Below are 22,456 nucleotides of genomic sequence, written 5' to 3'. Positions count from 1 at the left end.
GCCAGATTCAGTCGTCCGCCTCGAGTCGCTCCGTGACTGTCGCCAGCGGGGTGACGTCGGCGTACTTCATGTCCATGTCGAACAGGGACACCTCGTGGGACGTCACCGACCGATCCGCCACGCACTCGGGGGGCACGATCATCCGAAAGTTGCTGGAGTGGCCGTCGACGACGGTCGCCCGGACACACCCGCTCGTCGACATTCCTGCCACGATCAGCGTGTCGATCCCGTAGTGGTGAAGGTAGTTCGAGAGGTGCGTATCGAAAAAGGCACTCGCACGGGGTTTCTCGAACACTTGTTCTCCGTCCTCGGGTTCGACTTCCGGGACGATCTCGTCCAGTTTCTGCACCCACTGTCTGTGCTCGTCACTCGGCGCTCCATCGGACGATCGGATCGTCGGTTTCCGGTAGTCACGGGGGTACGTACCGGCGGGAGTCGGGGTCGTGTACACGACCGGAACGCCGGCGTCCCGGGCCACTTCCAGAAGGTCTGCGGTTGCCTCCACGCACGGCTGACTCACCGCGGGGCGTTCCTCGGTGAATGCTCGCGTCAGATCCACGACGAGGATTGCCGGCGATTTGCCCCACCCGGCCCGTCGTGATCGGTCCCCGTCGAGGTCGAAGTAGTGGACGTCTGACTCCGGAATCACGTCGGGGACGTAGTATTCCCCGAACACCCGCTCGCTCATAGCGGGGCGAACCGCACCGGGCGAGAAAAAACTACCTCTCCCGAGTAGCGATAGTGGTGGAGTTAACTGGAGGACTCTTCCCCGGCGGTCCACCGCCGCGCCCCCGGAATCACCGCCACCAGTTTCGTCACGTAGCCGAACCGGAACAGCCCGAGCTGGAACAATACCCCCAGAACGAACACCGCCACAAACAGCGGCGAGAGCATGTCGAAGATCAGGGGATCGATCGACAGGGTTTCCTGGGCGGTCTGGAACTCCGCGAGCGTCAGCGACCGGGTCGCGAACGCCGAGCCGATGAAGCCGCTTGCGAACACGAGCGTCAGTTTGGTCGCGATCAGGCCGAACAGCGCGCCGGCTACGAGGCCGACGACGGTGACCGCTGCGGTTTCCCACGTCCCGGCGGCGTAGATCGGCGCCACGGCGAACCGGGCGATGAACGCACCGACGATCCCGCCGATCCCCATCACGGCAAACGAGAGGCCGGCGTACGCCAGGAACGCGCCGATCAACCCGACGACAACGACGATCCCGGCCGTCGCTACGAGTCCCTCAGCTCCGAGGAGGCCGAGCGCCGACGGCGCGAAGACGTAGCCGGTTCCTGCGCCGACGAGGAACCCGGCGAGCGTGACGGTGTACACCGAAACCGCCGCGCCGACGAACGCGAGCAACAGCCCTGCGAGGACGAGTCCGACGTCGACTGGGGTGACCATACGTACGTGTTCACCTGGCTTCCTATAAAAGTCGGCGGACGGATCCCTCGCTTGCAGCCTGTAGACGCCCCCCGTCCGTCCGTTTTCCCTCACCGTGGACGCCCGCGTTTGGCCGCCTGGATGTCGAGATAGCGGCTGTACGACCCCACCGCGAGCGCGAGACCGACGATCGCGATCACGAACCCGACGATGCTGCTCATCCCGATCGAGAAGGTTCCGACGAGAAATCCGATCAGGAAGGTGAACACCCCGACAGTTGCAAGCACGATCGACAGCACTCCCGACGGCTGGACCTCCTCGCAGTGTGGGCACGTTTTGGTACCTCGAGAAATCGGCTCGCCGCAGGCGAAGCAGCGACGTCGCGCCCGTGGCTCGCGGTTGTCACGGGGCATGGATGGCGGGAGCTTGGTCCCTCTCACTCCTCCCTGTCGATGTCTTTGCCTTCGGCTCCCTCGGCCGACTTCGGGTCGGATTCGTCGGTGGTGTCTCCGTCGGCGGTATCCCTGTTGCCGTTCTTCTCGTCGCCGTTCTTCTCGTCGCCGTTCTCCTCGATGTCGCCTGTTTCGTCGTGCTCGTCGTCGCCTGAACCGTCAGTCCCGTCGTCTCCTTTCTCGCTGTCGGTGCCGTTGCTCACGGTCACCTGTGCCGCACGGAGTACCCGTTCACCCATCTCGTAGCCCGGCTGGTACAGTTCGGCGATGGTGTCTTCGGGTTCCTCCGAATCGACTTTCAACATTACCTCGTGGCGCTGGGGGTCGATTTCCTCGCCCGGGTCCGGGTCGATCACCTCGACGTTCTCCTCGTCGAGTACGTCGTCGAACTGTTCCAGTGTGGACTCGACGCCGGGGCGGATGTCGGCGTCCTCGTCCTGTTTTAGGGCACGCATGAGGTTATCCCGAACCGGAAGGAGCCGTTCGACAAGCTCCTCGGTCGCCCGTTCGCGGAGCTGCGATTGCTTTTTCTTCTGCCGTTTCTTGAAGTTCTGAAAGTCGGCCTGTTTGCGTTTCAGCCGGCTCACCAGGTCGTCGACCTCCTCGGATTTCTCCTCGAGCTCCGATTCGAGCGTTTCGACTCTCTCTTCCAGTTCGCTGATCCGCTCTTCGACGGCCTCCGCGAGCTCCTCGTCGTGTGCGGCCACTCGCTCGACGAACTCCGGCTTGCGGTCACCGACAGCTCCATCCGCCGAGTCCGTCGTGGTAGAATCCTCCGCGGTCGAACCCTCCGCGGTCGAACCCTCAGCCGCGTCCGTCGACGTCGACGCCGCGTCGGTCTCCCGGGTATCGTCGCCGGCTTGCTCGGTCATGTTCGAAGGATACGGACGGCTCGGCTTAAGAGTTCAGAAACCGCCGACCTATTTCACGGGTAGCGACAAACTACGCGGCATGACCGCGCCGAACCGAAACGCGCTGTGGGCCCAGGCGATCGTCGAGGAGCTCGTGGCCGCGGGCGTCGACGCCGCCTGCCTCACGCCGGGCAGCCGATCGACGCCGCTTGCCGTCGCGTTCGCGACCCACGACGACGTCCACGTCTTCTCTCACCTCGATGAACGTTCCTCGGCGTTTTTCGCCCTCGGACGCGCGCGTCGAACCGGCCGGGTGACGCCGATCGTGTGTACCTCCGGAACCGCGGCGGCGAACTTCCATCCGGCGGTGCTCGAGGCGGATCGCGCCCGCGTGCCGTTGCTGGCGCTCACTGCGGACCGGCCGCCGGAACTGCGCGACTCCGGCGCGAACCAGACAGTCGATCAGGAGAAGCTCTACGGGGGTGCGGTTCGGTACTACAAGGACCTCCCGGAACCGGAAGCCGCCCCCAGGAAACTTAGATCGCTCCGGACCACCGTCGCCAGGGCGCTCTCGGCGGCGGAAGGGACGCCCGCCGGACCGGTTCACCTCAACGTGCCGTTCGCGAAACCGCTCGAACCGACCGCAGTCGAGGGCGACGTACCCGACGACCTGGATCCCGTTGCTGCGGAGGGGCGACGACCGTCTCAATCGACTACCGAACCGTTCGTCGACCGAATGCCCGGGACGCCCGAACTCGACGACGGAAGGCTCCGGCGGTTGGCCGACGATCTCGAGGCCGAACGTGGGCTCATCGTGGCCGGGCCCGCGGACCCGCCGAGATTCGACCGCGAATCGATCGTCGCGCTGTCGCATGCGACTGGCTATCCGATCCTCGCTGATCCGCTCTCCGGGCTCCGGTTCGGCGGCCACGTACGGGTTGCGCCGGTGATTTCGGGGTACGACGGCTACCTGACTGTCGACCCCGACGACGCGCCGGCCGGCCCGGTTGACGACTGGCCGGCACCGGAGGTCGTGCTCCGACTCGGCGCCTCTCCGACGTCGAAACCGCTACGGGAGTATCTCGCCCGGACCGGTGCAGATCAGTACGTGGTCGATCCCGCCGGTGAATGGCGGGAGGCGGAGTTTTCCGCGACCGACCTCGTCGTCGCCGACCCCTCCCGTCTGTGCGCCCGTCTCTCGGAGGTGGTGCGGGGCCGATCCTCCACAGCCGAGCAGTGGCGTCGCCGCTGGGAGACGGCCGACCGGATCCACTTCGAGGAGGCCCGAAAGTGGATCGACCGTGGGGACGGGATGCAGGGGAGAGCGCTCTACGAAGGCTGGGTGCTCGCGGACGTCGTCGATCTCGCGCCCGATCCCGCGACGGTGTTCGTGTCCAACTCCATGCCGGTCCGGGACGCCGACCGTTTCGCGGCCGCCGACACGAGTGCCGTCACGATGCTCGGAAATCGGGGCGTCTCGGGCATCGACGGCATTGCCTCGACGGCACTGGGTGCCGGCAGCGGGACGACCGACGAGTTGATCTGCGTACTCGGCGACCTGGCGTTCTATCACGACATGAACGGGCTGCTGGCGCTCGATCGGTGTGGGATCGACGCGACGTTCGTGCTCGTCAACAACGACGGCGGCGGGATCTTCCACAAGCTCCCGATCGAGCGGTTCGACCCGCCGTTCACCCGGCAGTTCAAAACCCCACACGGGCTGGATTTCGAACCCAGCGAGGAGCTGTATGGCTTCTCGTTTGCCCGCGTCGACGCGAGACCCGAAAGCGCCCTCGAGACCCCCCGACAGACGTTCCGGGATCGCCTGTCCGGGGCGATCGACGGCGAGGGGTCTCACGTGGTCGAACTCCGGACGGACGCGAACGCGGGACACCGGGCGCGAGAGGCTCTCGAAGCGACTGTGCTCGAACGGGTGGCACAAGAAACGCAGACCCAGTAGCCCCACGCCGACCCTCGCGTCGAGCTGCCGAGCGTCTCTCTTCGCTCAGCACCGAGGGTCACTCCTCGCGGAGCCGTTCGTACGCGCGGTTGACGCGCTTGAACTCCTCGCGACTTCCGGTGTCGGTGTCGGGATGGGATTCCTTCACACGACGCCGATAGGCACGCCGTATGGTGTCGGGCGAGGCGTTCGGTTCGATCTCGAGCGTACGGAACGCCTCCCGTTTCGAGGGTCGGGTCGTCTCCGACACTCCGACACCCGCGGTCGTCCCGTTCGACTGGCGGGCTCGCTTTCGATTCCGTTCGGCTCGTCGCTCCCGATCGAAGCCCGGATTTCCCGATCCGGAACGCACTCGGCCGGCTGTCCTCGTCCGAGCACGATCGAAGACGAGCCGGCCCGTTGCATGTTGCCACATTACGTATGTCGCGCCCCCGAACGGCACCGACAGGAGGAAAAAGAACGGGGAGACGACGACTCCGACCACGAGCATGAACGCAGTCATTCCTCCCATGACCGCAGCGAGCCCGACGACGATCGTCTCCCGGTGCACAGGTTCCATTGGGGGCGGATCCCCGTAAGGTTCTCGGGCGGATTTTGGTGAGGTGAACTGTTGGCACCAGACCCGAACGTATACGATTCCCGCCTGCGTACGCCGATACATGAGCGTCAGCGGAGTCTGCCAGATCTGCGAGTCCCGTCCGGGCCGCCACACCTGTCAGCTGTGCGGACAATTCGTCTGTGAAGAGCACTTCCGGACGGTCGAGGGAGTCTGTACAGACTGCGCTGCCGGGACGTCGCAGTAAGGTATTTTACCGGTACCGATTGAGAACCCTTTTGAGCCGTTTCGCGGCGTCGCCGGCTGCCTTGACGTACCGATCCAGGTCGGCCTCAGTGACGTCTGCTCCCGTCGCGTTGACGGCGTCTTCGCCGGCAAAGATGATCCCCCGCGAGGAGTTCACGAGGCCGACGTCCACCCCATCGCGATCCACCAGTCCGTGTTCGACTGCAGCTTCCGCGTCGCCTCCCTGTGCGCCGATCCCCGGAACCAGAAACGGCAGGTCCGGCACTTCCCTCCGGAGCGTCTCCAACTCCTCCGGAGCGGTCGCACCGACGACCAGCCCGACGTTGCCACCTTCGTTCCAGAGATCCGCGAGGGCGGCGACCCGGCGATACAGTGGCTCCCCTGTTTCGAGTTCGAGATCCTGGAGGTCCGCGCCGCCCGGGTTGGAGGTCCGACACAGCACGAATACCCCGCTGTCGTGCCGGTCGAGGAACGGCTGCAGCGAGTCGCGGCCCAGATACGGGTTGACGGTTATCGCGTCGACCCACTCGAGGACGGAGGCGTACTGACGCGTCGTGTTTCCGATGTCTGCCCGTTTCGCGTCCAGGAGCACTGGAACACCTTTGCCGTGCGCGTACGCGACAGTCTCTCTGAGTGCTCGCCAGCCCTCCGCGCCCTCGTAAAAGGCGGCGTTCGGCTTGTAGCAGGCGGCGTGTTCGTGTGTCGCGTCGATGATCCGCCGGTTGAACGCGAATCGGGGGAGGTCGCGGTCGGCCATCGGTCCTGGAAGCCTGTTCGGATCCGGATCCAGCCCCACCGATACGACGCTGTCGGTTGCCTCGATACGATCCCGGAGTTCCTCGAAGAAACTCATACGAACTCCTCGACAGCCGCCCGTAAATAGGCCCCCGGTTCGACGGAATACGTCCGGCCGTTTCCCCCGCTGTGAGAGCCCCCCACAAAGTTGAAGTAGTGGTGTGGTATATCGTAACACGTATGGCCTCTGCACCGAGTGCCGACGACGAGCTGTTCGACGAATTCCTTTCGGACCGCGGACACGAAATTTCGGAGACACGATGGGAGTACTCATATAACAAAAAGCAGTGTCCGGAGTGTGGCGGACTCAACGACGAATCGTCGACAGAGTGCTCGGTATGCGGCTGGCGTCCGGGTGCGGCCTGACGAGGATACAGGCGACTGATTTCGCATGCGGCCCATTTTTTTGGTCGGCGATCGACCCCCTCAGTGTCGGCTCGGTATCCAAAATTGCTGCCGCGCCCGGCAAATTTAAGTTGTGCCCGCTACCAGTATCCCGTGACGCTTCGCTTGGAGGGCCGAAGCGTCAGCGGGGACCATTCAGGGCGGCGCGTGCCCGCGCCGACCGTTTTTCAGTCGGCGCGGGTTCGCTTCTATCCCCTTTTGACCGACGGTAACTCGGGAAGCGGCCGCTTCGTGGGTTGGCGACGGATGCGGCACGGACGACCAGTGAACTGAAGGTGAGAGTGCGGGGGAAGGGATTCGAACCCTCGAACTCCTTCGAGAGCGGATCTTAAGTCCGCCGCCTTTGGCCAGGCTCGGCCACCCCCGCCTGTCCGTCGGTTCGTCCTCGACTGAAAAGGGCCTTCCGGATCGGTTGTTCGACCACCCGGATCGACTGCCCGACTTTGGGCAGTTTGAACGGTCGAATGACCGACACGGAAACGGGTCGACATTCCGTAGCCCGCGATTTGTGTCTTGCACGAACCGACAACCTTTTATATTCGAACTTGGAATAGCTGCTTGGTATCGCATACCATCAACCATGAGTGATAAATTGTCCCACATTAAGGACTGGTCCCGGCGCGACGTAATGAAGTACGTCGGCGCGGGCGGCGCAGTCGGATTGGCCGGCTGTCTCGGCGACGAACCGGCGGACGACGACAACGGGGATGACCCCGGCGAGAACGGCGAGGACCCGGATCCAGGAGATGAGCTTCCGGACCAGGAGCTATATTTCGCACAGGTCAAAGGCCCTCTCGATCTCGACCCGATCGTCGCGAACGACGTCCCGTCCGTTCAGATTATCGGACAGCTATATGACGGGTTATACGAGTACGATCTCGGCGTCGGGATCGACCCGAAGATCGCGAGCGATCAACCGACGGTCGAACGCGACGGAACCCGATTTATCGTCCCGATCCGTGACGACGCTGAGTTCCAGAACGGCGATCCGGTCACCGCGGAGGACGTCATCCACACGGTGCGGGCTCCCTACGAGGAGGAAACCGAAAACGCCGCGGAAGTCGATATGGTGGAAAGTGCGGAGGTCATCGACGAAACGACGGTTCAGTTCGACCTGGAGTTCCCGTACGGTGCCTTCGAAACGACATTGGTGCGATACGTCGTAAACGAGAGCGTCCGTACCGACGATCGCGACGCCTACAACGTGGATCCCGTCGGCTCCGGACCGTTCCGGCTTATCGACTGGGACCAAGAGGACTTCGCAACGGTCGAGCGCTGGGACGACTACTGGGACGGCGACCGGATCGGCTATCCGAACATCGCACGCATCGAGTTCGACCCCATCGAGGAACAGACGACTCGCGTCACCAGTCTCCAGACGGGTGACAACGACATCATCGAGACGATTCCGCCTCAGTTGTACGAAACCGTTCGCGGTATCGAAGACGCGACGATCGACGAGGAGCCGGGTGTCGGATACTTCTATCTGGCGTTCAATTGTGGCGAAGGACCGACCGCTGATCCGGTCGTCCGCGAGGCGGTCGACTACGTGTTCTCGATGGATCAGGCGATCGAGAACTTCGTCGAACCGGCCGGAGTTCGCCAGGTGAGCCCGTACCCGCTGTCGATCTCCGAGGAGTGGGACTTCCCGATCGACGAGTGGGCGGAGATCGAACACGACCGGGACCTCGACGCGGCCGAGGACCTGTTCGAGGAAGCCGGCGTCGACTGGGATTACGACTGGCGGATCATCGTCCCGCCGGACGACATGCGCGAACAGATCGGTGTCTCGATCGGCGACGGCCTGCAAAACGTCGGCTTCGACAACGTCGAGGTGCAGCGTCTCGACTGGGGGACGTTCACCGAGGCGTACCAGAGTGGTGACGAGGAGGACTTCAACATGTACACGCTCGGCTGGTCCGGGAGTCCGGATCCCGACGCGTTCGCGTACCACCTCCTCTCCCAGGAAGTCGAAGGCGTCACCAACGGGACGTTCCACGACTACGACGAGGCGTCCGACAAGATCACCGAGGCCCGGCAGTCGGCCGACCGCGAGGAGCGCCGCCAGCTGTACATCGAAGCGACGACCGAACTCCTCGAGGAACGCGTCCACTTGCCGGCGTACAACCTGCAAAACTCCTACGGGATCAGCGGACGCGTCGACGACTACCACGCGCACCCGATCTCCAGTGTCACGCGGGTCTTCAGCGAGCACAACAACGTCTCGGTCGAGTAACGTAACGACCGAAACTTCCCGAAGGGTATTTATCCTTGCGTTTGCGAGGTTTTCCAAGTTGCGATTGCGAGTACGAGCCATGACCTCTGTTCACACCGGTGATTACCCGTGAGCCTCCTGCGTTACACACTCTGGCGGTGTGCGCAGGCAGTTCCCGTCCTGATCGGAATCATCACGATAACGTTCTTCCTGGCGAATCAGATTCCGGGAGATCCAGTCTCGATCATGTTGGGACCGTCACCCGCACAGGAACGCGTCGAACTCATCCAGGCCAAATACGGGCTGGATCGACCGCTCCACGAGCGGTATCTCACGTACCTTCAGGGCGTGATGGTCGGCGATCTCGGACACAGTCTCTACTACGATCGTCCTGTCATCGAAATGATTATGCTTCGTCTGCCGGTGACGCTGTACCTCACGGTCTCGGCGTTCGCGTTCGCGATCGCGACGGCGATCCCGCTGGGCGTCATCTCGGCAAAGCGGCGGAACAAGCCCACCGACCACGTCGCCCGGATCGTCTCGCTGATCGGCGTCTCGACGCCGTCGTTCTGGATCGGGCTGATGTTGATCATCGTCTTCGCGTTCCACCTCGGCTGGTTCCCCGCCCGGGGGCTCCCCTTGCCGTGGGATGCTCCCGGTGATGTCAGGGGTGCCGAGACGCAACTGCAGGTGATCCGGACGTCGCTGTATCACCTGATCATGCCGATGATCGCGCTGGGGACGCTCCAGATGGCCCAGATTACCAGGATCGAGCGGTCATCGATGGTCGAATCGCTACAGGGCGAGTACGTCAAACTCGCCCGGGCCTACGGCGTCTCCGAGACGACTATCGTCCGGAAACACGCGTTTCAGGTCGCACAGCTGCCCGTGATCACGATCGTCGGGCTCGGCCTCTCGACGGCACTCGGCGGGTCGGTGCTGATCGAGACCGTCTTCGAGATCCAGGGAATGGGCCGGCTCATCATTACGGCGATCAACAACCTGGATTACGAGCTCATCATGGGCACGACGTTCATGTTCGGGTTCGCGTTCGTGATCGGTGTCATCATCACCGACATCGCGTACGCGTACATCGACCCGCGGGTTACCTACGGTGATGAATAATGGAGGGTGACGACTGATGGCTACTGGAACCGAATCTCAGACCGACGAGTTCTCCCCCGGGGAGGACACCGAAGGCGGCGTCGACGAGGTGGAGGCCCGCGTCGGATTGCGGTACACGCTCAAACAGGTCAAACGCGACACTACCGCCCGGATCGGCATCTTCGTGGTCGGGATCGTCACGCTCGTGGCGATCTACGCGTCGATCGACTACTTCGTCTTCGATTACGCGATCGCCGAATCCGTCTGGTACCACCCCGCCCGCGACCCCGACGAGGTAACCCGGCTGCTGCCGCCGTTCGGCATGGAAAACCAGTTCGGCGAGGGCGTGCTCGAACACCCGATGGGAACCGACCATCGGGGTCGGGACATCCTCATTCGGCTCATCTACGGGACCCGGATCGCGATCACGGTCGGCTTCATGGCCACCGCGATCGGGCTGGTCGGCGGCACGCTCATCGGCGCGGTGTCGGGCTACTACGGCGGCTGGGTCGACGACGTGCTCCAGCGGGTCACGGAGACGATCTACGCCATCCCCTTCCTGGTGCTCGTGATCGCGTTCATGGTCGCGTTCGGCCGCAACTTGACGTTCGCGATGGTGGGCGTGGGGATCACCGCGATCCCGATCTTCAATCGTCTCATCCGGTCGCGAGTCGTCTCGATCCGGGAAGAAGATTACATCGAGGCCGCGAGGGCGGCGGGGGTGAAGGACCGCAACATCATCCTCCGGCACATCATTCCCAACAGCTTCGCGCCAGTGCTGGTGCAGGCAACGCTCCAGATCGGCGTGAGCATCCTGATCGTCGCCGGCCTGTCGTTCCTCGGGTTCGGCGCGCAGCCGCCGACACCGTCGTGGGGACAGATGCTCTCGGAGTCGCGTCACTACATGCTGCCGGCGCCCACGTTCAGTCTCTGGCCGGGCCTGGCGATCCTGATCACGGTGATCGGGTTCAACATTCTCGGCGACGGTCTGCAGGACGCGCTGGATCCACGAATCAACAACTGAGATCGATATATGAGCGAACCACTACTCAGCGTCGAAAACCTCAAGACCCAGTTTTTCACCGAAGAAGGCACCGTTCGGGCGGTCGACGGCATCTCATTTGACGTCCACGAAGGGGAGATCGTCGGGCTCGTCGGCGAGTCGGGCGCGGGCAAAAGCGTCGCGACCTCCAGTCTCCTCCGGCTCGTCGAAAGCCCCGGAGAGATCGTCGACGGCGAGGTCACGTTCAAGGGCCGGACGCTGATCGGCTTCGAGGAAGGCCCAGAAGGCGAACTCCGTCCCAGCGAGGAGATGCTCTCGAACGAACAGATGCGAACGGAGATCCGGGGCCGGGAGATCGCGATCATCTTCCAGGACCCGATGGAGTCGTTGAACCCGGTGTTCACCGTCGGCGGACAGCTCCGGGAGTTCATCGAGATCAACCGGGAACTCGACAAAAAAGCGGCCAAACAGGAGGCCATCGACATGCTCCGTGAGGTGGGTATCCCGGATCCGGTGGCACGGTACGACGAGTACCCCCACCAGTTCTCCGGCGGGATGCGCCAGCGCGTGCTGATCGCAATGGCGCTCGCCTGCCAGCCGGACCTGATCATTGCCGACGAGCCGACGACGGCGCTGGACGTGACCGTCGAGGGACAGATCCTGGATCTCGTCGAGGAACTCCAGGAGAAGTACGGCACTGCGTTTATCTGGGTGACTCACGACATGAGCGTCATCGCCGAGATCGCCGACCGCGTGAACGTGATGTATCTCGGCGAAATCATCGAACAGGCCGACGTCGAGGAGATCTTCTACGAGACGATGCACCCGTACACGGTGGCGCTTTTGGATTCGATGCCACGCCCCGACGAAACAGTCGACGCGCTCGATCCCATCAAGGGCGTGATGCCCGAAGCGATCAATCCGCCGTCCGGCTGTCGGTTCCACTCGCGCTGTCCGGAAGCGCGGGAGGTGTGTACAGAGGTGCATCCCGAACCGCGCGACCTCGGCGAGTCGGCCGAGCGCCACAACGTCGCCTGCGTGAAGTACGACGCCTTCGACGTCGGCTACCAGGAGAGCCGACCGCTGCAGACGGAGGCGACAGGCGGATTCAGCGCCGGTTTCGCCGGCCGACAGGGAGGTGAGGTCGATGAGTGACGCCGATGCAGGCTTCGACTTCGAGGACGATACGCTCGCGACGCCGGGAATCGACAGGGAGGTGGCGGAAGGCGAGCCGCTGGTCCGGGTCGAGGGACTGAAAAAGTACTTCAGCGACACCGACAGCCTGTTCGGGAACGTCACCGTCGACGACGAGTTCCCGTACCTCCGACGGCAGGATCGGCAGGTGAAAGCGGTCGACGACGTCTCCTTCGACATCAAGAAAGGCGAGACCCTGGGGCTGGTCGGCGAGTCCGGCTGCGGGAAGTCGACGCTCGCGCGGACGGTGTTGCGCCTGCTGAAACCCACGGAAGGCAGCGTCTACTTCAAAGGGGAGGACCTCGCGAAACTGTCCGGGGAACCGCTCCGGAGGCGGCGCAAGGAAATGCAGATGATCTTTCAGGACCCCCAGTCGTCGCTGGATCCCCGGATGAAAGTCGGCCCGATCGTCGAGGAGCCAATGAAGGCCCACGGGATGCTCGACGAGGAGGGACGCGAAGCCCGCGCCAGGGAACTGCTCGAGAAGGTCGGACTGGATCCCCAGCACTACAACCGCTACCCGCACGCCTTTTCCGGCGGGCAGCGCCAGCGGGTCAACCTCGCGCGGGCGCTGTCGGTGAACCCGGACTTCATCGTGTGTGACGAGCCCGTTTCCGCGCTCGACGTCTCCATTCAGGCGCAGGTGCTCAACACGATGGAGCAGCTCCAGGAGGAGTTCGATCTCACGTACCTGTTCATCGCCCACGACCTCTCGGTCATCCGGTACATCTCCGATCGAGTCGCGGTGATGTATCTGGGCAAACTCGTCGAACTGGCCGACAAAGAGGAGCTGTACGAGAACTCCCAACACCCGTACACGAAGGCGTTGCTCGACTCGATTCCGGTGCCGGACCCTCGGTCGGGTGGCAAACGCGGAATCTTGGAGGGCGACGTCCCGTCGCCGCTGGATCCGCCGTCGGGGTGTCGGTTCCGGACTCGGTGTCCGGAGTTGATCCAGCCGGCGGAGTACGATCTTACCGATGTCGAGTGGACGGGCGTTCGGGAGTTCACGCGGGCCGTAGACCGACGGACCTTCGAGGTCACCGACAGCTCCCGGATTCGGGAGGAGTACTTCGAGGAGGGAGTGCCGGACGGCGACGCCGGGTCGATCATCAAGGAGGCGTTCCAGCATCTCTCCGCAGAGGAGTGGGACGAGGCGGGAGCGCTTCTCGTCGACTCGTTCGCAAAGCAGAGCATCTGTGCCCGCGAGGAACCGGCCTACGAGGTCGAGACGGAGTACGGTACCTCACGCCACTATGCGGCGTGTCACCTCCATCAGGAGGACGGAACGGACGTCAGCGACGAGGTTCTCGGGGGAACGGACGAGGAGGATGCCGGCCTGGGGATCCTCGGTTCGGACGACTGACTGCTCCGATTTCCGAGCCCGATCCGGCTCACGCCGGATCGAACAACGCGAATCGGAGATTCGCTGGCTCGAGGAAGCTCACGCTTCCTCGAACACCGGAAATCGAAGATTTCCGAGCCCGATCCGGCTCACGCCGGATCGAACAACGCGAATCGGAGATTCGCTGGCTCGAGGAAGCTCACGCTTCCTCGAACAACTCCTCGCCGTCGACCATCCGCTCTTCGACCGTGTCCAGATCGAGCGTCACGCCGAGTCCCGGCTCTTCTGGCACCGTGATGGAACCGTCCTCGATCACCGTCTCTTCGACGAGGTCGTCCCACCAGTCGAGTTCGTAGCTGTGGAACTCGACGGCAAGCGAGTTCGGTACCGCGGTGGCGACGTGGGCTGCAGCCATCGTCGCCACGGGCGAGGCGACGTTGTGCATCGCCACCGGGACGTAGTACTGGTTGGCGACGTCGGCGATCTTCCGGGTCTCGCGCATCCCGCCGACTTTCGGGAGGTCGGGAGCGACGATGTCGACGGCGCCGTTCTCGATGAGTCGACGCTCCTCGGTGACCCGATAGCGGTTCTCGCCGACCGCGATCGGCGTGATCGTCGACTTTGTGACTTCCTCTTGAACCTGGAGGTTCTCCGGCGGGACGGGATCCTCGAGCCACCAGACGTCGTACTCCTCGATGGCGGCCGCGAGCCGCTTTGCCGATTCTCCCGAGAACGTCCAGTGGCAGTCGAAGGCTACGTCCGCCCGATCTTTCACCCGCTCGGTGACTTTCTCGACGATCTCTGCCTTGTGGCGGATTTCGCCCGGTCGGAGGTGCCGGTTCGCACGGTCTTTCTCGAACCCGGAGGGAACGTCGAGATCGAACTTCAGTGCGTCGTAGCCGAGTTCCTCGACGACGCGTTCGGCCTCGTCGGCACACGCCTCGGGGTCCGCCTCCGCTTCGGTGTGACAGTCGTTGTACACCCGGACCTCGTCGCGATACTTTCCGCCGAGCAGCTGGTAGGCCGGCAGCTCGAGAATCTTCCCGGCGAGGTCGTGTAACGCGACTTCGATACCGGAGATGGCGGTGACGGTGACACCCTCGACAGAGCCCTCCCCGGACATCTTCTGGATCAGGTGCTCGTAAAGCCGATCGATGTCCAGGGGATTCTCGCCGACGACGAACGGCTTCATCCGCTCGATGAGTTCGGGCACACCCGCGCCCCAGTACGCCTCCCCGGTTCCGACGATTCCCGCATCGGTGTACACCCGAACGAGGGTCCACGGAAAGTTACCGTCCACCATCGTCGTCTGGACGTCGGTGATCTCGATGTCGCGTCCCCCGCCCCGCTTTGCCGTCACGCCCATCGTCTCCGCGGAGAGCTCCCGCATCGTGTACTCGGCATTTGGGTCGTGTAACTCTGCGTACTCTCTTCCCATAGTCGCTAATTAACTCGTGAATGCGTAAACCTTTGGTCGCGCGAACCCCCCGTCTCGGGCGATCTGATGACCGTCCGTGACGGATCAAATAAACGCACGGGTGACGGCAACGTACTGGATCGCGAACAACACCGCGTTGTACAGCCCGTGTGCGAGTCCCGGGACGACGATGTTGTCCGTCCGTTCGTAGAGATAGCCGAGTATGAGTCCGAGTACAGTAGCGACGAACGCGTACAGGAGTTGCTGTTCGATCGTCCCACGGACGGCCCACACGTGGACGAGGCCGAAAAACGCCGACGCCATAACGATCGCAGGCCAGGCGGACAGTGCCCGCCGGAGCAGCCCCTGGACGACCCCGCGAAACAGCAACTCCTCGACCGGCCCGACGACGACGATCGATACGAGGATCATGTACAGGAAGAACTGTGGGTTCTCCCTCCCGATGATGATCACCTCGTTCTGGCCCGCCTCGAGCCCGAGTTCGGAAAGCAGGAATCCAAAACCGAACTGGACCACCAGCAAAATGACGACGCCGACCCCGATCAGTCCCCAACTGTACCGCGTGGGGAAACGATACCGAATGAGCTCCCGATCGTCGGTGATCGCCACGTAGCCAGCGATACCGACGCCGAAGCCGACGAACTGCAACACCGTCAACGCGAGGTGATAGCCAACCGTCTCGGGTTCGACGATCCCGCCGGAAACCAGGGCGCCGATCCCGGCACCCGCGAAAACGACGGCCCCCGCGAACGCGGCCAACACGACTGCGACTCCCTGCAGTAGCCGGTAGAGCACGGAGCTCACCGTCCCGCCACCCCCGGACTCGGGCGATTCGCTCATCGGGTCGAGTACGCGCCGGCACCCCAAAGGAGCGTCGATTAGTTACCGTCGACGGCTGTTCAGTTGCCGTCGATCAGTTACCGTCGACGGCTGTTCAGTTGCCGTCGATCAGTTACCGTCGACGGCTGTTCAGTTGCCGTCGATCAGTTACCGTCGACGGCTGTTCAGTTGCCGTCGATCAGTTACCGTCGACGGCTGTTCAGTTGCCGTCGATTAGTTACCGTCGACGATCAGCGTTTCCTTGTCCCGCACCGCCTCAGCTTCCGGGAACTCCCCGCCGCCGAGAAGGCCCCTCGCGGCGCGTTTTCCCCACTCGACGGCGGGCTGGACGAACGTGTCTACGGAGGCGAGATCGCCGTGCAGTACGCAGGCGGCCTCCATGGCGTACAGCAGTTCGCCGAGGGAGCGTTCGTCCACGCGGTCGATTTCGATCCGGACGGAGGGACGACCGGCAGCTGCCAGGCTCGCCTCCGTCGCCTCGAACTCCGCGTCGAGTAGCTCCCCCAGCGTCGACCCGCCCAGATACGACAGCCCCTCGAGATCCGTTTCGGGAATTTCCAGATCGGGTCGCTCGGTCGGCCGGAGCAGCGTCACCAGCTTGTCCCGTGGACCCGCACGATACAGCTGGAGCTGCGAGTGCTGGTCGGTCGCGCCCAGTGCCCGTGCCGGCGTCTGACCGAGCCCGTCCTTCCCGAGGCTCTCGGCCCACAACTGTGCGAACCACTCTGCGAACGTCTCCAGCGACTCCGCGTACGGCATCACGGCGTTGACGCCGGCGCCGCGCTGGGCGAGCGCGTACGTCACCGCGCCGTAGGCGTAGGCGGGGGTCTCGAACAGCGATCCGGCTCCGGCTCGATCCAGTCGATCGGCGGCCGCCGAGCCCCCTTCCAGGATTGCCTCGACGTCGTGGCCCTGAATCGCCGCACACGCCAGTCCTACCGGCGAGAGTGCGGCGAATCGTCCCGGGACACCCTCCGGGACGTCGAGGGCGGGCAGATCGTGTTTTGCTGCGAGCTCCCGGAGGTTGCCCGACGGCCCGGTCGTCACGAACGTTCGGTCGGTCCAGTCGACGGAAGCCCGCTGCATGGCGTCCCTGACGACCAGAAAGTTTGCGAGCGTCTCCGCGGTCGTCCCGGACTTCGAGACGACGTTCACCACGGTCTCCTCGAGTGGAAGCGACGACAACAGCCTCCGGGCGTGTGCCGGATCCACGTTGTCGAGGAAGTAGGCGTCGACGTCGCTTTCCAAGGCAGCCGAGAACGTCGCTGCCCCCAGCGCGCTGCCCCCGATTCCAACGGTCACGACGGCGCGTGGGTCCCCGAACGGCGCCACGGTGTCTTCGACCTCCCTCGGGTCGCACCGCTCGGGGAGGTTCAACGCGGCGAAGCCGTGTTCGCCGCGCTCTCGCCCCTCCTGAATTCGCCCGTGGGCGCGTTCTACTCGCCGGTCGAGCCGTTCCAGACCGTCCCTGGAGACCCCCGGCGAGGTGTCGAGCGCGTTCCCGATGTCGACGTTCATGGCTCATTCGGGGCGTCCTCGCCACTTAAGTTGTCTCGTCTTCCGGCTGCCGATTTCGGCGAGTGCGGTCCGGTGTATAAGGTCCCTTATTTGATAAGGAATGTAATAGCCAGTTCCCCGGTGCGTTTATATATGACGTCCGTGCTATGAAAGAGCACGATGGCAAACAACGCAACGATGCGGGACGTGAGTCACACGGCGCCGACCGGCGTGTCCGCCGGCGGCGTCTGGGAACGAGGCGGAGAGGCGACCGAACAAACGGATTGAGCATTTTTCACGATAGATCGGACGGCACCGTTCGGTAGCGACGCATCCGGCCGGCGTACGCGGACAACGACGGACGTTTTCTTCGTGCTTTCTGGGCGAATTATAAGTCGGAGGATCCCGACGGGTAGTTCACATGATCGAGGTCGCAGGTCTGCGGAAGACGTACGCCGGGTTCCCGGCGGTCGTCGACGCCAGTTTCGAGGTCGAACCCGGCGAAGTGTTCGGAATCGTCGGCCCGAACGGCGCGGGAAAGACGACGACGCTGAAGATGCTCGCGGGACTTGTGGAACCGACTGCAGGGACGGCGATGGTTGCGGGGTACGACGCCGACGATCCGGCGATGCGCAGGCTGCTCGGCTACCTTCCCGAGGAGTCGCCGCTGTACGAGGACATGACGCCCCGCTCGTATCTGCGGTTCTTCGCTGATCTGTACGGCGTCGAACGGGAGATCGCCGACGAACGGATCGCCGACTCGCTCGACCGGCTCGAACTGGAGTACCGGGACCGCCGCATCGGCGACATGTCGAAGGGAATGAAACGGAAGGTGGCGATCACCCGATCGCTGGTCAACGACCCGGAGGTATTACTCTACGACGAACCCGCGTCGGGGCTGGATCCGCTAACCACCAACTACGTCCTCGAGTTCACACGCGATCTCAGGGATCGCGGGAAGACGGTCGTCTTCTCGGCACACAACCTGTATCACGTCGAGTCGGTGTGTGACCGGGTGATCATCATGAACGAAGGGGAGATCGTCGCCAGAGGAACCGTGCCCGAGATCCGTGCCGAACACGGTGAGACGAGCTATCACGTGTACGTCGACGTACCGATCGACGGGGCCGAACCGACATCCGGCGGATCGGACGGAACGGGCCGTCGGTTCCGGGTGGTTTGCGCGGACATGGACGGCGTCGAGTCGGCTCGAGAGCGGGCAGAAGACGCCGGCGGATCGGTGCTGGACATCAGAACGCGGGAGTCCAGCCTCGAGGACGTGTTCCTCGAGCTTGCCGATCGATCCGTCGACGGCGAACGCGCGGGGACAGCCAGGTGAACCGGGAGGGGAAACCGGGCACGAACGACGGATCCGGCACAGCCGAGGAAGACGGCCTGGGGCGCCTCGCCGCAATCCGCCGGATCGCTCGGTGGGAACTCTCGACGGCGACCGGAACCGTGGACCGACGGACCGTCGCGATCGGCGTTCTGGCGGTCCTTCTGGTCGGCGCGGTCGTCGGTGCCGCGGCCCTGTCCGGCGTCGGTGGGGTCACTCCCGACAGCGATATCTACCGGGTGGCTGTCGACGAGGACGACCCGTACGCGTCGGTCGTGGAAGCCGACGACCGACTCTCGCCACGCCCGCCGGACGCGACACTCGGGACCGACGCCGACGTCCACGTGGAGAGTTCCGTCCCGTCGACGGACGCGGACGCCACTGACGGCATCGCGGCCGACGGCTGGGTAACCGTTACGGCCGTCGAGAGCCCGAAGGGGGCCGCCGCCGTCGAGACGCTCCGTGCTGCCGCCGAGTCGTACAACGACCGACTGATGGCCGACGAGTCGAACCAGTCTGCGGCGTTCCCGGTCGACGTGACGCTCCGGTATGAACCGCGAGGAGGGTTCGATCCTGCAGGTGACGGCTCGGTAGACGATCGCGACGCTCCGGCCGACGACTCGGACGGCGATCGCGACGACACGACCGACGCCGAAGGCGACGGCGTCGAGCCGGCACTCCCGGCGACTGACGACGACGCCGACGACGGGCTCGCAGTTCCCCAACTCGGTGGCTCCGGCGGGCTGTTCGGCGCCGCAACGACCGGGTCGCCGGCCGAAATCACCCCGCCGTTCCCCTTCGCGTCGCTGATCCTCGCGTTCGTATTTTTGATCCCGATGAACTTCATCATCCAGGCGTACGGGAGTTCGATGCTCGGAGAGCGAGTGAACCGACGCGGGGAGCTGCTTTTGGTTGCGCCCGTCGAGCCACTGGACATCGTCGCGGGCAAGACGCTCCCGTACCTCGCCGGCGCGATCGGCGTCACTGCCCTCATTGCGCTGTTCGTCGGTGGGGGGATCGTTTCGGTGCTCGCGATCGTCCCCGTCGCGCTCGCGTTCCTGGCTGCGACGTTCCTGGGGGCGCTTTTCGCCAGGTCGTTCAAGGAGCTCACCTTCGTCACCGTCACCGTCTCGGTGTTTTTCACGACGTACGTCTTCGTCCCGGCGATCTTCACCAACGTCACCCCGATCGCGCTGATCTCGCCGCTGACGCTGGTCGTGCTCGACCTGCAGGGGGAAGCAGTCGGGTTCGGCGAGTACCTGTTCGCGACGGGGCCGCTGTATCTCGTCTCGGCGGTCTGCTTCTGGCTCGGTGCCGGCGTCTACCGCGAGGAGGACCTGTTCACCCAGAAGCCGCTGCCTGCGAAGGCGCTCGACGCCCTCTCGGTGCGCGTCTCCGGGCCGCGGTCCGTCGCGCTTTTGACCGCCCTCTTTGTCCCGTTCGTCTTCGTCGCCGAACTGCTCGCGGTGGCGGTGCTTTTCGCCCTCCCGATCGCGGTGTCGATCCCCCTTCTGCTGGTCGTGATCGCACTGATCGAGGAAATCGCAAAGAGCGTTCACGTGTACGCCGGCTTCGCCGACGATCGCCTCGAGGCGTCAGTTTCGTCCGCGCTCGCGGTCGGGACGGCCTCGGGAATCGGGTTCTTCCTCGCGGAGAAGGGAACCGTCGTCGTCCAGCTGGTCGGTCTCCCCGAGCTCACGCTCGGTCGTGCGGCGTTTGGACCCTCGGGGGTGGCCGGCATCGGCGAGCTTCCCTGGGCGTTCCTGCTCGCGCTGCTTCTGGCGCCGCTCGCGTTGCACGTCGTCACCGCCGTCGTTTCCGCGCTCGGGGCACGCCGAAACCGGCGGCTGTACGCGATCGCACTCGTGGTTGCGACGCTGATCCACGCCGGATACAACTTCGGGGTGGTGACCCTCTATGCGTGATCGAAAGCCTGGACGGTCGTCCTCGCCGCGTCTGCGAATCGCCGGTCGGGAGCTTTCGGTGCTCCGCAGGGAGAAGACGATCGTGCTGGCGCTCCTCATCCAGCTTTTCATCGCCGCGTTCTCCTCGTTTCTGGTCGTCGGGCTGGTCTCGCTGTACGATCCATCCAGCCTCGACGGCTACGAGGTCGAGGTTGCGGTTTCCGGCGAGACGGTCGACGAACTGATCGCCGCCGCCGATCGCGTCGACGGGATCTCCACGACGCGGTACGACGACTGGGAAACTGCACGGGGGACCTTCGACACGGGGGCAGCAGACACCGCCGTCAGGGTCGATCGCCGGGACGGGAGAATCGAGGTGACCGCCGTCGCCCCGGATAGCAGCGTCGAGTCGACGGTGGTCGTCGCCCAGCTGCAGCAGGCGCTGCGTGGGCTCGAACGCGACGAGCGGGGGCGCAACGCGGGATGGCTCGACCGGCAGCCGCTTCCCCTCCCCGAGCGTCCGGGCGGCAGTCCGTACTACGGGTTCACCTACACGGTGTTGATTCCGCTGTTGCTGTTCCTGCCGGTGTTTATAAGCGGATCACTGATCGTCGACTCGGTCACGGAAGAGCTGGATCGCGGAACCCTGGAGCTGCTTCGGGTCGCGCCGGTGACGACCGCAGAGATCGTCGACGGCAAGAGCCTCGCGGCGATCGGGCTCGCGCCGGCGCAGGCGGCGCTGTGGATCCTCCTGCTTTGGGTAAACGACACCCCGATCGCGAACCCCGGAACGCTGCTGCTGCTCGTCGCCGCGTTCGCGACGGCGGTTGTGGCGATGGGGATCGCGATCGCGACCCTTGCCCCGCGCCGACGGGACGCTCAGTTCCTCTATTCGGTGGGTGTCCTCGTGGTCTTTGCGGGCTCGACGCTGCTTCCGGGCAACCCGATCAACGCCGCCGCCCTGCTTGCAGTCGACAGTGCGACCGCGACCACCACTGCCACCGTCGTCGTCTACGCCACCGTCGCAGCGGCCGGCTACCTCGGGGTACGAACCGCAATCGCCCGGCACGGCTTCGAGTGACCGGTCGTCGGAGTCCCCGTATCCGTCGAGTTGACCGCATTCGTCGGTCAGTTCCTCTCGAACGCGCCCAGGCTGGACTGCCGTTCCCGCCGGCTCCGTTCGGGGACGACCTCGTGACCCACCAGGTCCCGGAGGTCGACGGCGTACGTCGACGCCCCGCGATCGAGCACGAGTATGCGTCCCTTCGTCCCCCGGACGGTTCCCGTGAGCATCGTCTCCGCGACCGGACGCCGGTCGAGATCCAGCCCGTAGTCGAACGCAAACGTCTCGTGAGGGTCGAACGCCGAACACAGCCGGGGCCACGCCTTCACGTCGACGCCGCGACCCAGTCCCCGTCGCTTTCGATCGACGCGAACGCTGTCGGACACCGGAACCGGTAGATCATCTCTGGCGGCGACCTCGGCTTCTAGTTCTCGGGCGATTCGACCGTCGGGAACGGTTCGGATGTGTGCCCCCCGATCGGCCCCCTGCTCGCGCAGGCGGGTCTCCAGCCGCCACAGGCGGGTGACCCCGACTTTGAACAGGTCGGGCGCAAACGCCGCCAGGTAGATCGCGTGCTTCTCGTGGCAATCCATCTCGTCTTTCAGGCACGTTCCGGTACACCGCGCACACACCCAGGTGTCGGCGTGATCCCGGCAGTACGGGGCGTCCTCGGCGTCGCAGGCGAGGTGTTCGCCGGTGTGGACGGTGCCGGCACATCGTCGGTCTCCCAGGGTGTAGGACAACTCCGACCCCGGGTCGGTCGGCCGGAACTCGACGTCGCTGCCGTTGCCGTCGCTGAATAACAGTCCGGATTCACCGTCCCCCGCGTCCGTCGCGTAGCCGACGATCTGCACGTGAGGCGGTTAGCAACGCCC

At 64.5% G+C, this 22,456-nt stretch carries 19 protein-coding genes, 1 tRNA gene and 1 pseudogene; 10 read left to right on the top strand and 11 right to left on the bottom strand.

The features are described from left to right. Positions 1-7: 7 nt before the first annotated feature. From AArcSl_RS05310 to AArcSl_RS05295, 4 genes and pseudogenes are all read right to left on the bottom strand, one after another. On the bottom strand, positions 8-688 hold the full coding sequence (locus tag AArcSl_RS05310; RefSeq protein ID WP_119816049.1) for an isochorismatase family protein: 681 nt from the start codon (positions 686-688) through the stop codon (positions 8-10). 62 nt (positions 689-750) lie between these two features. Further along, entirely contained in the window at positions 751-1,398 is a 648-nt protein-coding gene (locus AArcSl_RS05305) for a phosphate ABC transporter permease (protein WP_119816046.1), read from the bottom strand. A gap of 89 nt (positions 1,399-1,487) precedes the next feature. Continuing rightward, positions 1,488-1,817 carry a zinc ribbon domain-containing protein gene (locus AArcSl_RS16610; RefSeq protein ID WP_133412126.1) on the bottom strand — a complete coding sequence of 110 codons (330 nt, stop codon included), beginning with the start codon at positions 1,815-1,817 and terminating at the stop codon, positions 1,488-1,490. Positions 1,818-2,020: 203 nt separating this feature from the next. Continuing rightward, a pseudogene (locus AArcSl_RS05295) lies at positions 2,021-2,701 on the bottom strand (nucleotide exchange factor GrpE); the annotation flags it as partial. 79 nt (positions 2,702-2,780) lie between these two features. Between AArcSl_RS05295 and menD the strand changes: the two are divergent. After that, complete coding sequence (gene menD / locus AArcSl_RS05290) at positions 2,781-4,640, top strand: 2-succinyl-5-enolpyruvyl-6-hydroxy-3-cyclohexene-1-carboxylic-acid synthase (protein ID WP_119816038.1); 1,860 nt, start codon at positions 2,781-2,783, stop codon at positions 4,638-4,640. Positions 4,641-4,698: 58 nt separating this feature from the next. On the opposite strand, the gene AArcSl_RS05285 is transcribed toward menD, so the two are convergent. Both AArcSl_RS05285 and pyrF read right to left on the bottom strand, forming a co-directional pair. Further along, positions 4,699-5,199 carry a J domain-containing protein gene (locus AArcSl_RS05285; protein ID WP_161945910.1) on the bottom strand — a complete coding sequence of 167 codons (501 nt, stop codon included), beginning with the start codon at positions 5,197-5,199 and terminating at the stop codon, positions 4,699-4,701. 250 nt (positions 5,200-5,449) lie between these two features. Continuing rightward, on the bottom strand, positions 5,450-6,295 hold the full coding sequence (pyrF, locus tag AArcSl_RS05280; protein WP_119816032.1) for an orotidine-5'-phosphate decarboxylase: 846 nt from the start codon (positions 6,293-6,295) through the stop codon (positions 5,450-5,452). Positions 6,296-6,417: 122 nt separating this feature from the next. On the opposite strand from pyrF, the gene AArcSl_RS17340 reads away from it, so the two are divergent. Next, positions 6,418-6,603 carry an HVO_0416 family zinc finger protein gene (locus AArcSl_RS17340; RefSeq protein ID WP_119816029.1) on the top strand — a complete coding sequence of 62 codons (186 nt, stop codon included), beginning with the start codon at positions 6,418-6,420 and terminating at the stop codon, positions 6,601-6,603. Positions 6,604-6,924: 321 nt separating this feature from the next. On the opposite strand, the gene AArcSl_RS05270 is transcribed toward AArcSl_RS17340, so the two are convergent. Continuing rightward, positions 6,925-7,009 (bottom strand) — tRNA-Leu (locus AArcSl_RS05270). Between the two features lie 261 nt (positions 7,010-7,270). On the opposite strand from AArcSl_RS05270, the gene AArcSl_RS05265 reads away from it, so the two are divergent. The 5 genes from AArcSl_RS05265 to AArcSl_RS05245 all read left to right on the top strand — a co-directional run bounded on the left by AArcSl_RS05265 (position 7,271) and on the right by AArcSl_RS05245 (position 13,524). Next, a complete protein-coding gene (locus tag AArcSl_RS05265; protein WP_245883369.1) occupies positions 7,271-8,878 on the top strand; it encodes an ABC transporter substrate-binding protein in 1,608 nt (535 codons plus the stop codon). 117 nt (positions 8,879-8,995) lie between these two features. Further along, on the top strand, positions 8,996-9,982 hold the full coding sequence (locus tag AArcSl_RS05260) for an ABC transporter permease (RefSeq protein ID WP_281259902.1): 987 nt from the start codon (positions 8,996-8,998) through the stop codon (positions 9,980-9,982). Positions 9,983-9,998: 16 nt separating this feature from the next. After that, on the top strand, positions 9,999-10,985 hold the full coding sequence (locus AArcSl_RS05255; RefSeq protein WP_119816023.1) for an ABC transporter permease: 987 nt from the start codon (positions 9,999-10,001) through the stop codon (positions 10,983-10,985). Positions 10,986-10,994: 9 nt separating this feature from the next. Continuing rightward, entirely contained in the window at positions 10,995-12,119 is a 1,125-nt protein-coding gene (locus AArcSl_RS05250; RefSeq protein ID WP_119816020.1) for an ABC transporter ATP-binding protein, read from the top strand. Next, positions 12,112-13,524 carry an ABC transporter ATP-binding protein gene (locus AArcSl_RS05245; protein WP_119816017.1) on the top strand — a complete coding sequence of 471 codons (1,413 nt, stop codon included), beginning with the start codon at positions 12,112-12,114 and terminating at the stop codon, positions 13,522-13,524. The genes AArcSl_RS05250 and AArcSl_RS05245 overlap by 8 nt, the downstream gene beginning before the upstream one ends. Before the next feature lie 178 nt (positions 13,525-13,702). On the opposite strand, the gene AArcSl_RS05240 is transcribed toward AArcSl_RS05245, so the two are convergent. The 3 genes from AArcSl_RS05240 to AArcSl_RS05230 form a co-directional block, all read right to left on the bottom strand. Continuing rightward, entirely contained in the window at positions 13,703-14,941 is a 1,239-nt protein-coding gene (locus AArcSl_RS05240; protein ID WP_119816014.1) for a mandelate racemase/muconate lactonizing enzyme family protein, read from the bottom strand. Positions 14,942-15,025: 84 nt separating this feature from the next. Then, complete coding sequence (locus tag AArcSl_RS05235; protein WP_119816011.1) at positions 15,026-15,781, bottom strand: CPBP family intramembrane glutamic endopeptidase; 756 nt, start codon at positions 15,779-15,781, stop codon at positions 15,026-15,028. A gap of 213 nt (positions 15,782-15,994) precedes the next feature. Further along, positions 15,995-17,299, bottom strand: a complete 1,305-nt coding sequence (locus tag AArcSl_RS05230; RefSeq protein WP_119816008.1) for a glucose-6-phosphate isomerase — start codon at positions 17,297-17,299, stop codon at positions 15,995-15,997. A gap of 400 nt (positions 17,300-17,699) precedes the next feature. Here AArcSl_RS05230 and AArcSl_RS05225 point away from each other — a divergent pair, with 400 nt between their 5' ends. The 3 genes from AArcSl_RS05225 to AArcSl_RS05215 are packed head-to-tail and all read left to right on the top strand — an operon-like array spanning position 17,700 to position 21,599. After that, complete coding sequence (locus tag AArcSl_RS05225) at positions 17,700-18,617, top strand: ABC transporter ATP-binding protein (RefSeq protein WP_119816005.1); 918 nt, start codon at positions 17,700-17,702, stop codon at positions 18,615-18,617. 56 nt (positions 18,618-18,673) lie between these two features. Further along, complete coding sequence (locus AArcSl_RS05220; RefSeq protein WP_119821736.1) at positions 18,674-20,539, top strand: ABC transporter permease; 1,866 nt, start codon at positions 18,674-18,676, stop codon at positions 20,537-20,539. Beyond that, positions 20,532-21,599, top strand: coding sequence for an ABC transporter permease (locus AArcSl_RS05215; protein ID WP_119816002.1), 1,068 nt, complete (start codon positions 20,532-20,534; stop codon positions 21,597-21,599). Before AArcSl_RS05220 ends, AArcSl_RS05215 begins: the two co-directional genes overlap by 8 nt. 47 nt (positions 21,600-21,646) lie before the next feature. On the opposite strand, the gene AArcSl_RS05210 is transcribed toward AArcSl_RS05215, so the two are convergent. After that, positions 21,647-22,435, bottom strand: coding sequence for a DUF2797 domain-containing protein (locus AArcSl_RS05210; protein WP_119815999.1), 789 nt, complete (start codon positions 22,433-22,435; stop codon positions 21,647-21,649). Positions 22,436-22,456 lie beyond the last annotated feature (21 nt).

Origin of the sequence: Halalkaliarchaeum desulfuricum, from assembly GCF_002952775.1 — an archaeon.
GTDB classification, from domain to species: Archaea; Halobacteriota; Halobacteria; order Halobacteriales; family Haloferacaceae; genus Halalkaliarchaeum; species Halalkaliarchaeum desulfuricum.
The sequence above is the reverse complement of the archived record's forward strand: the minus strand, read 5'-3'. Positions and strand labels throughout refer to the sequence as shown.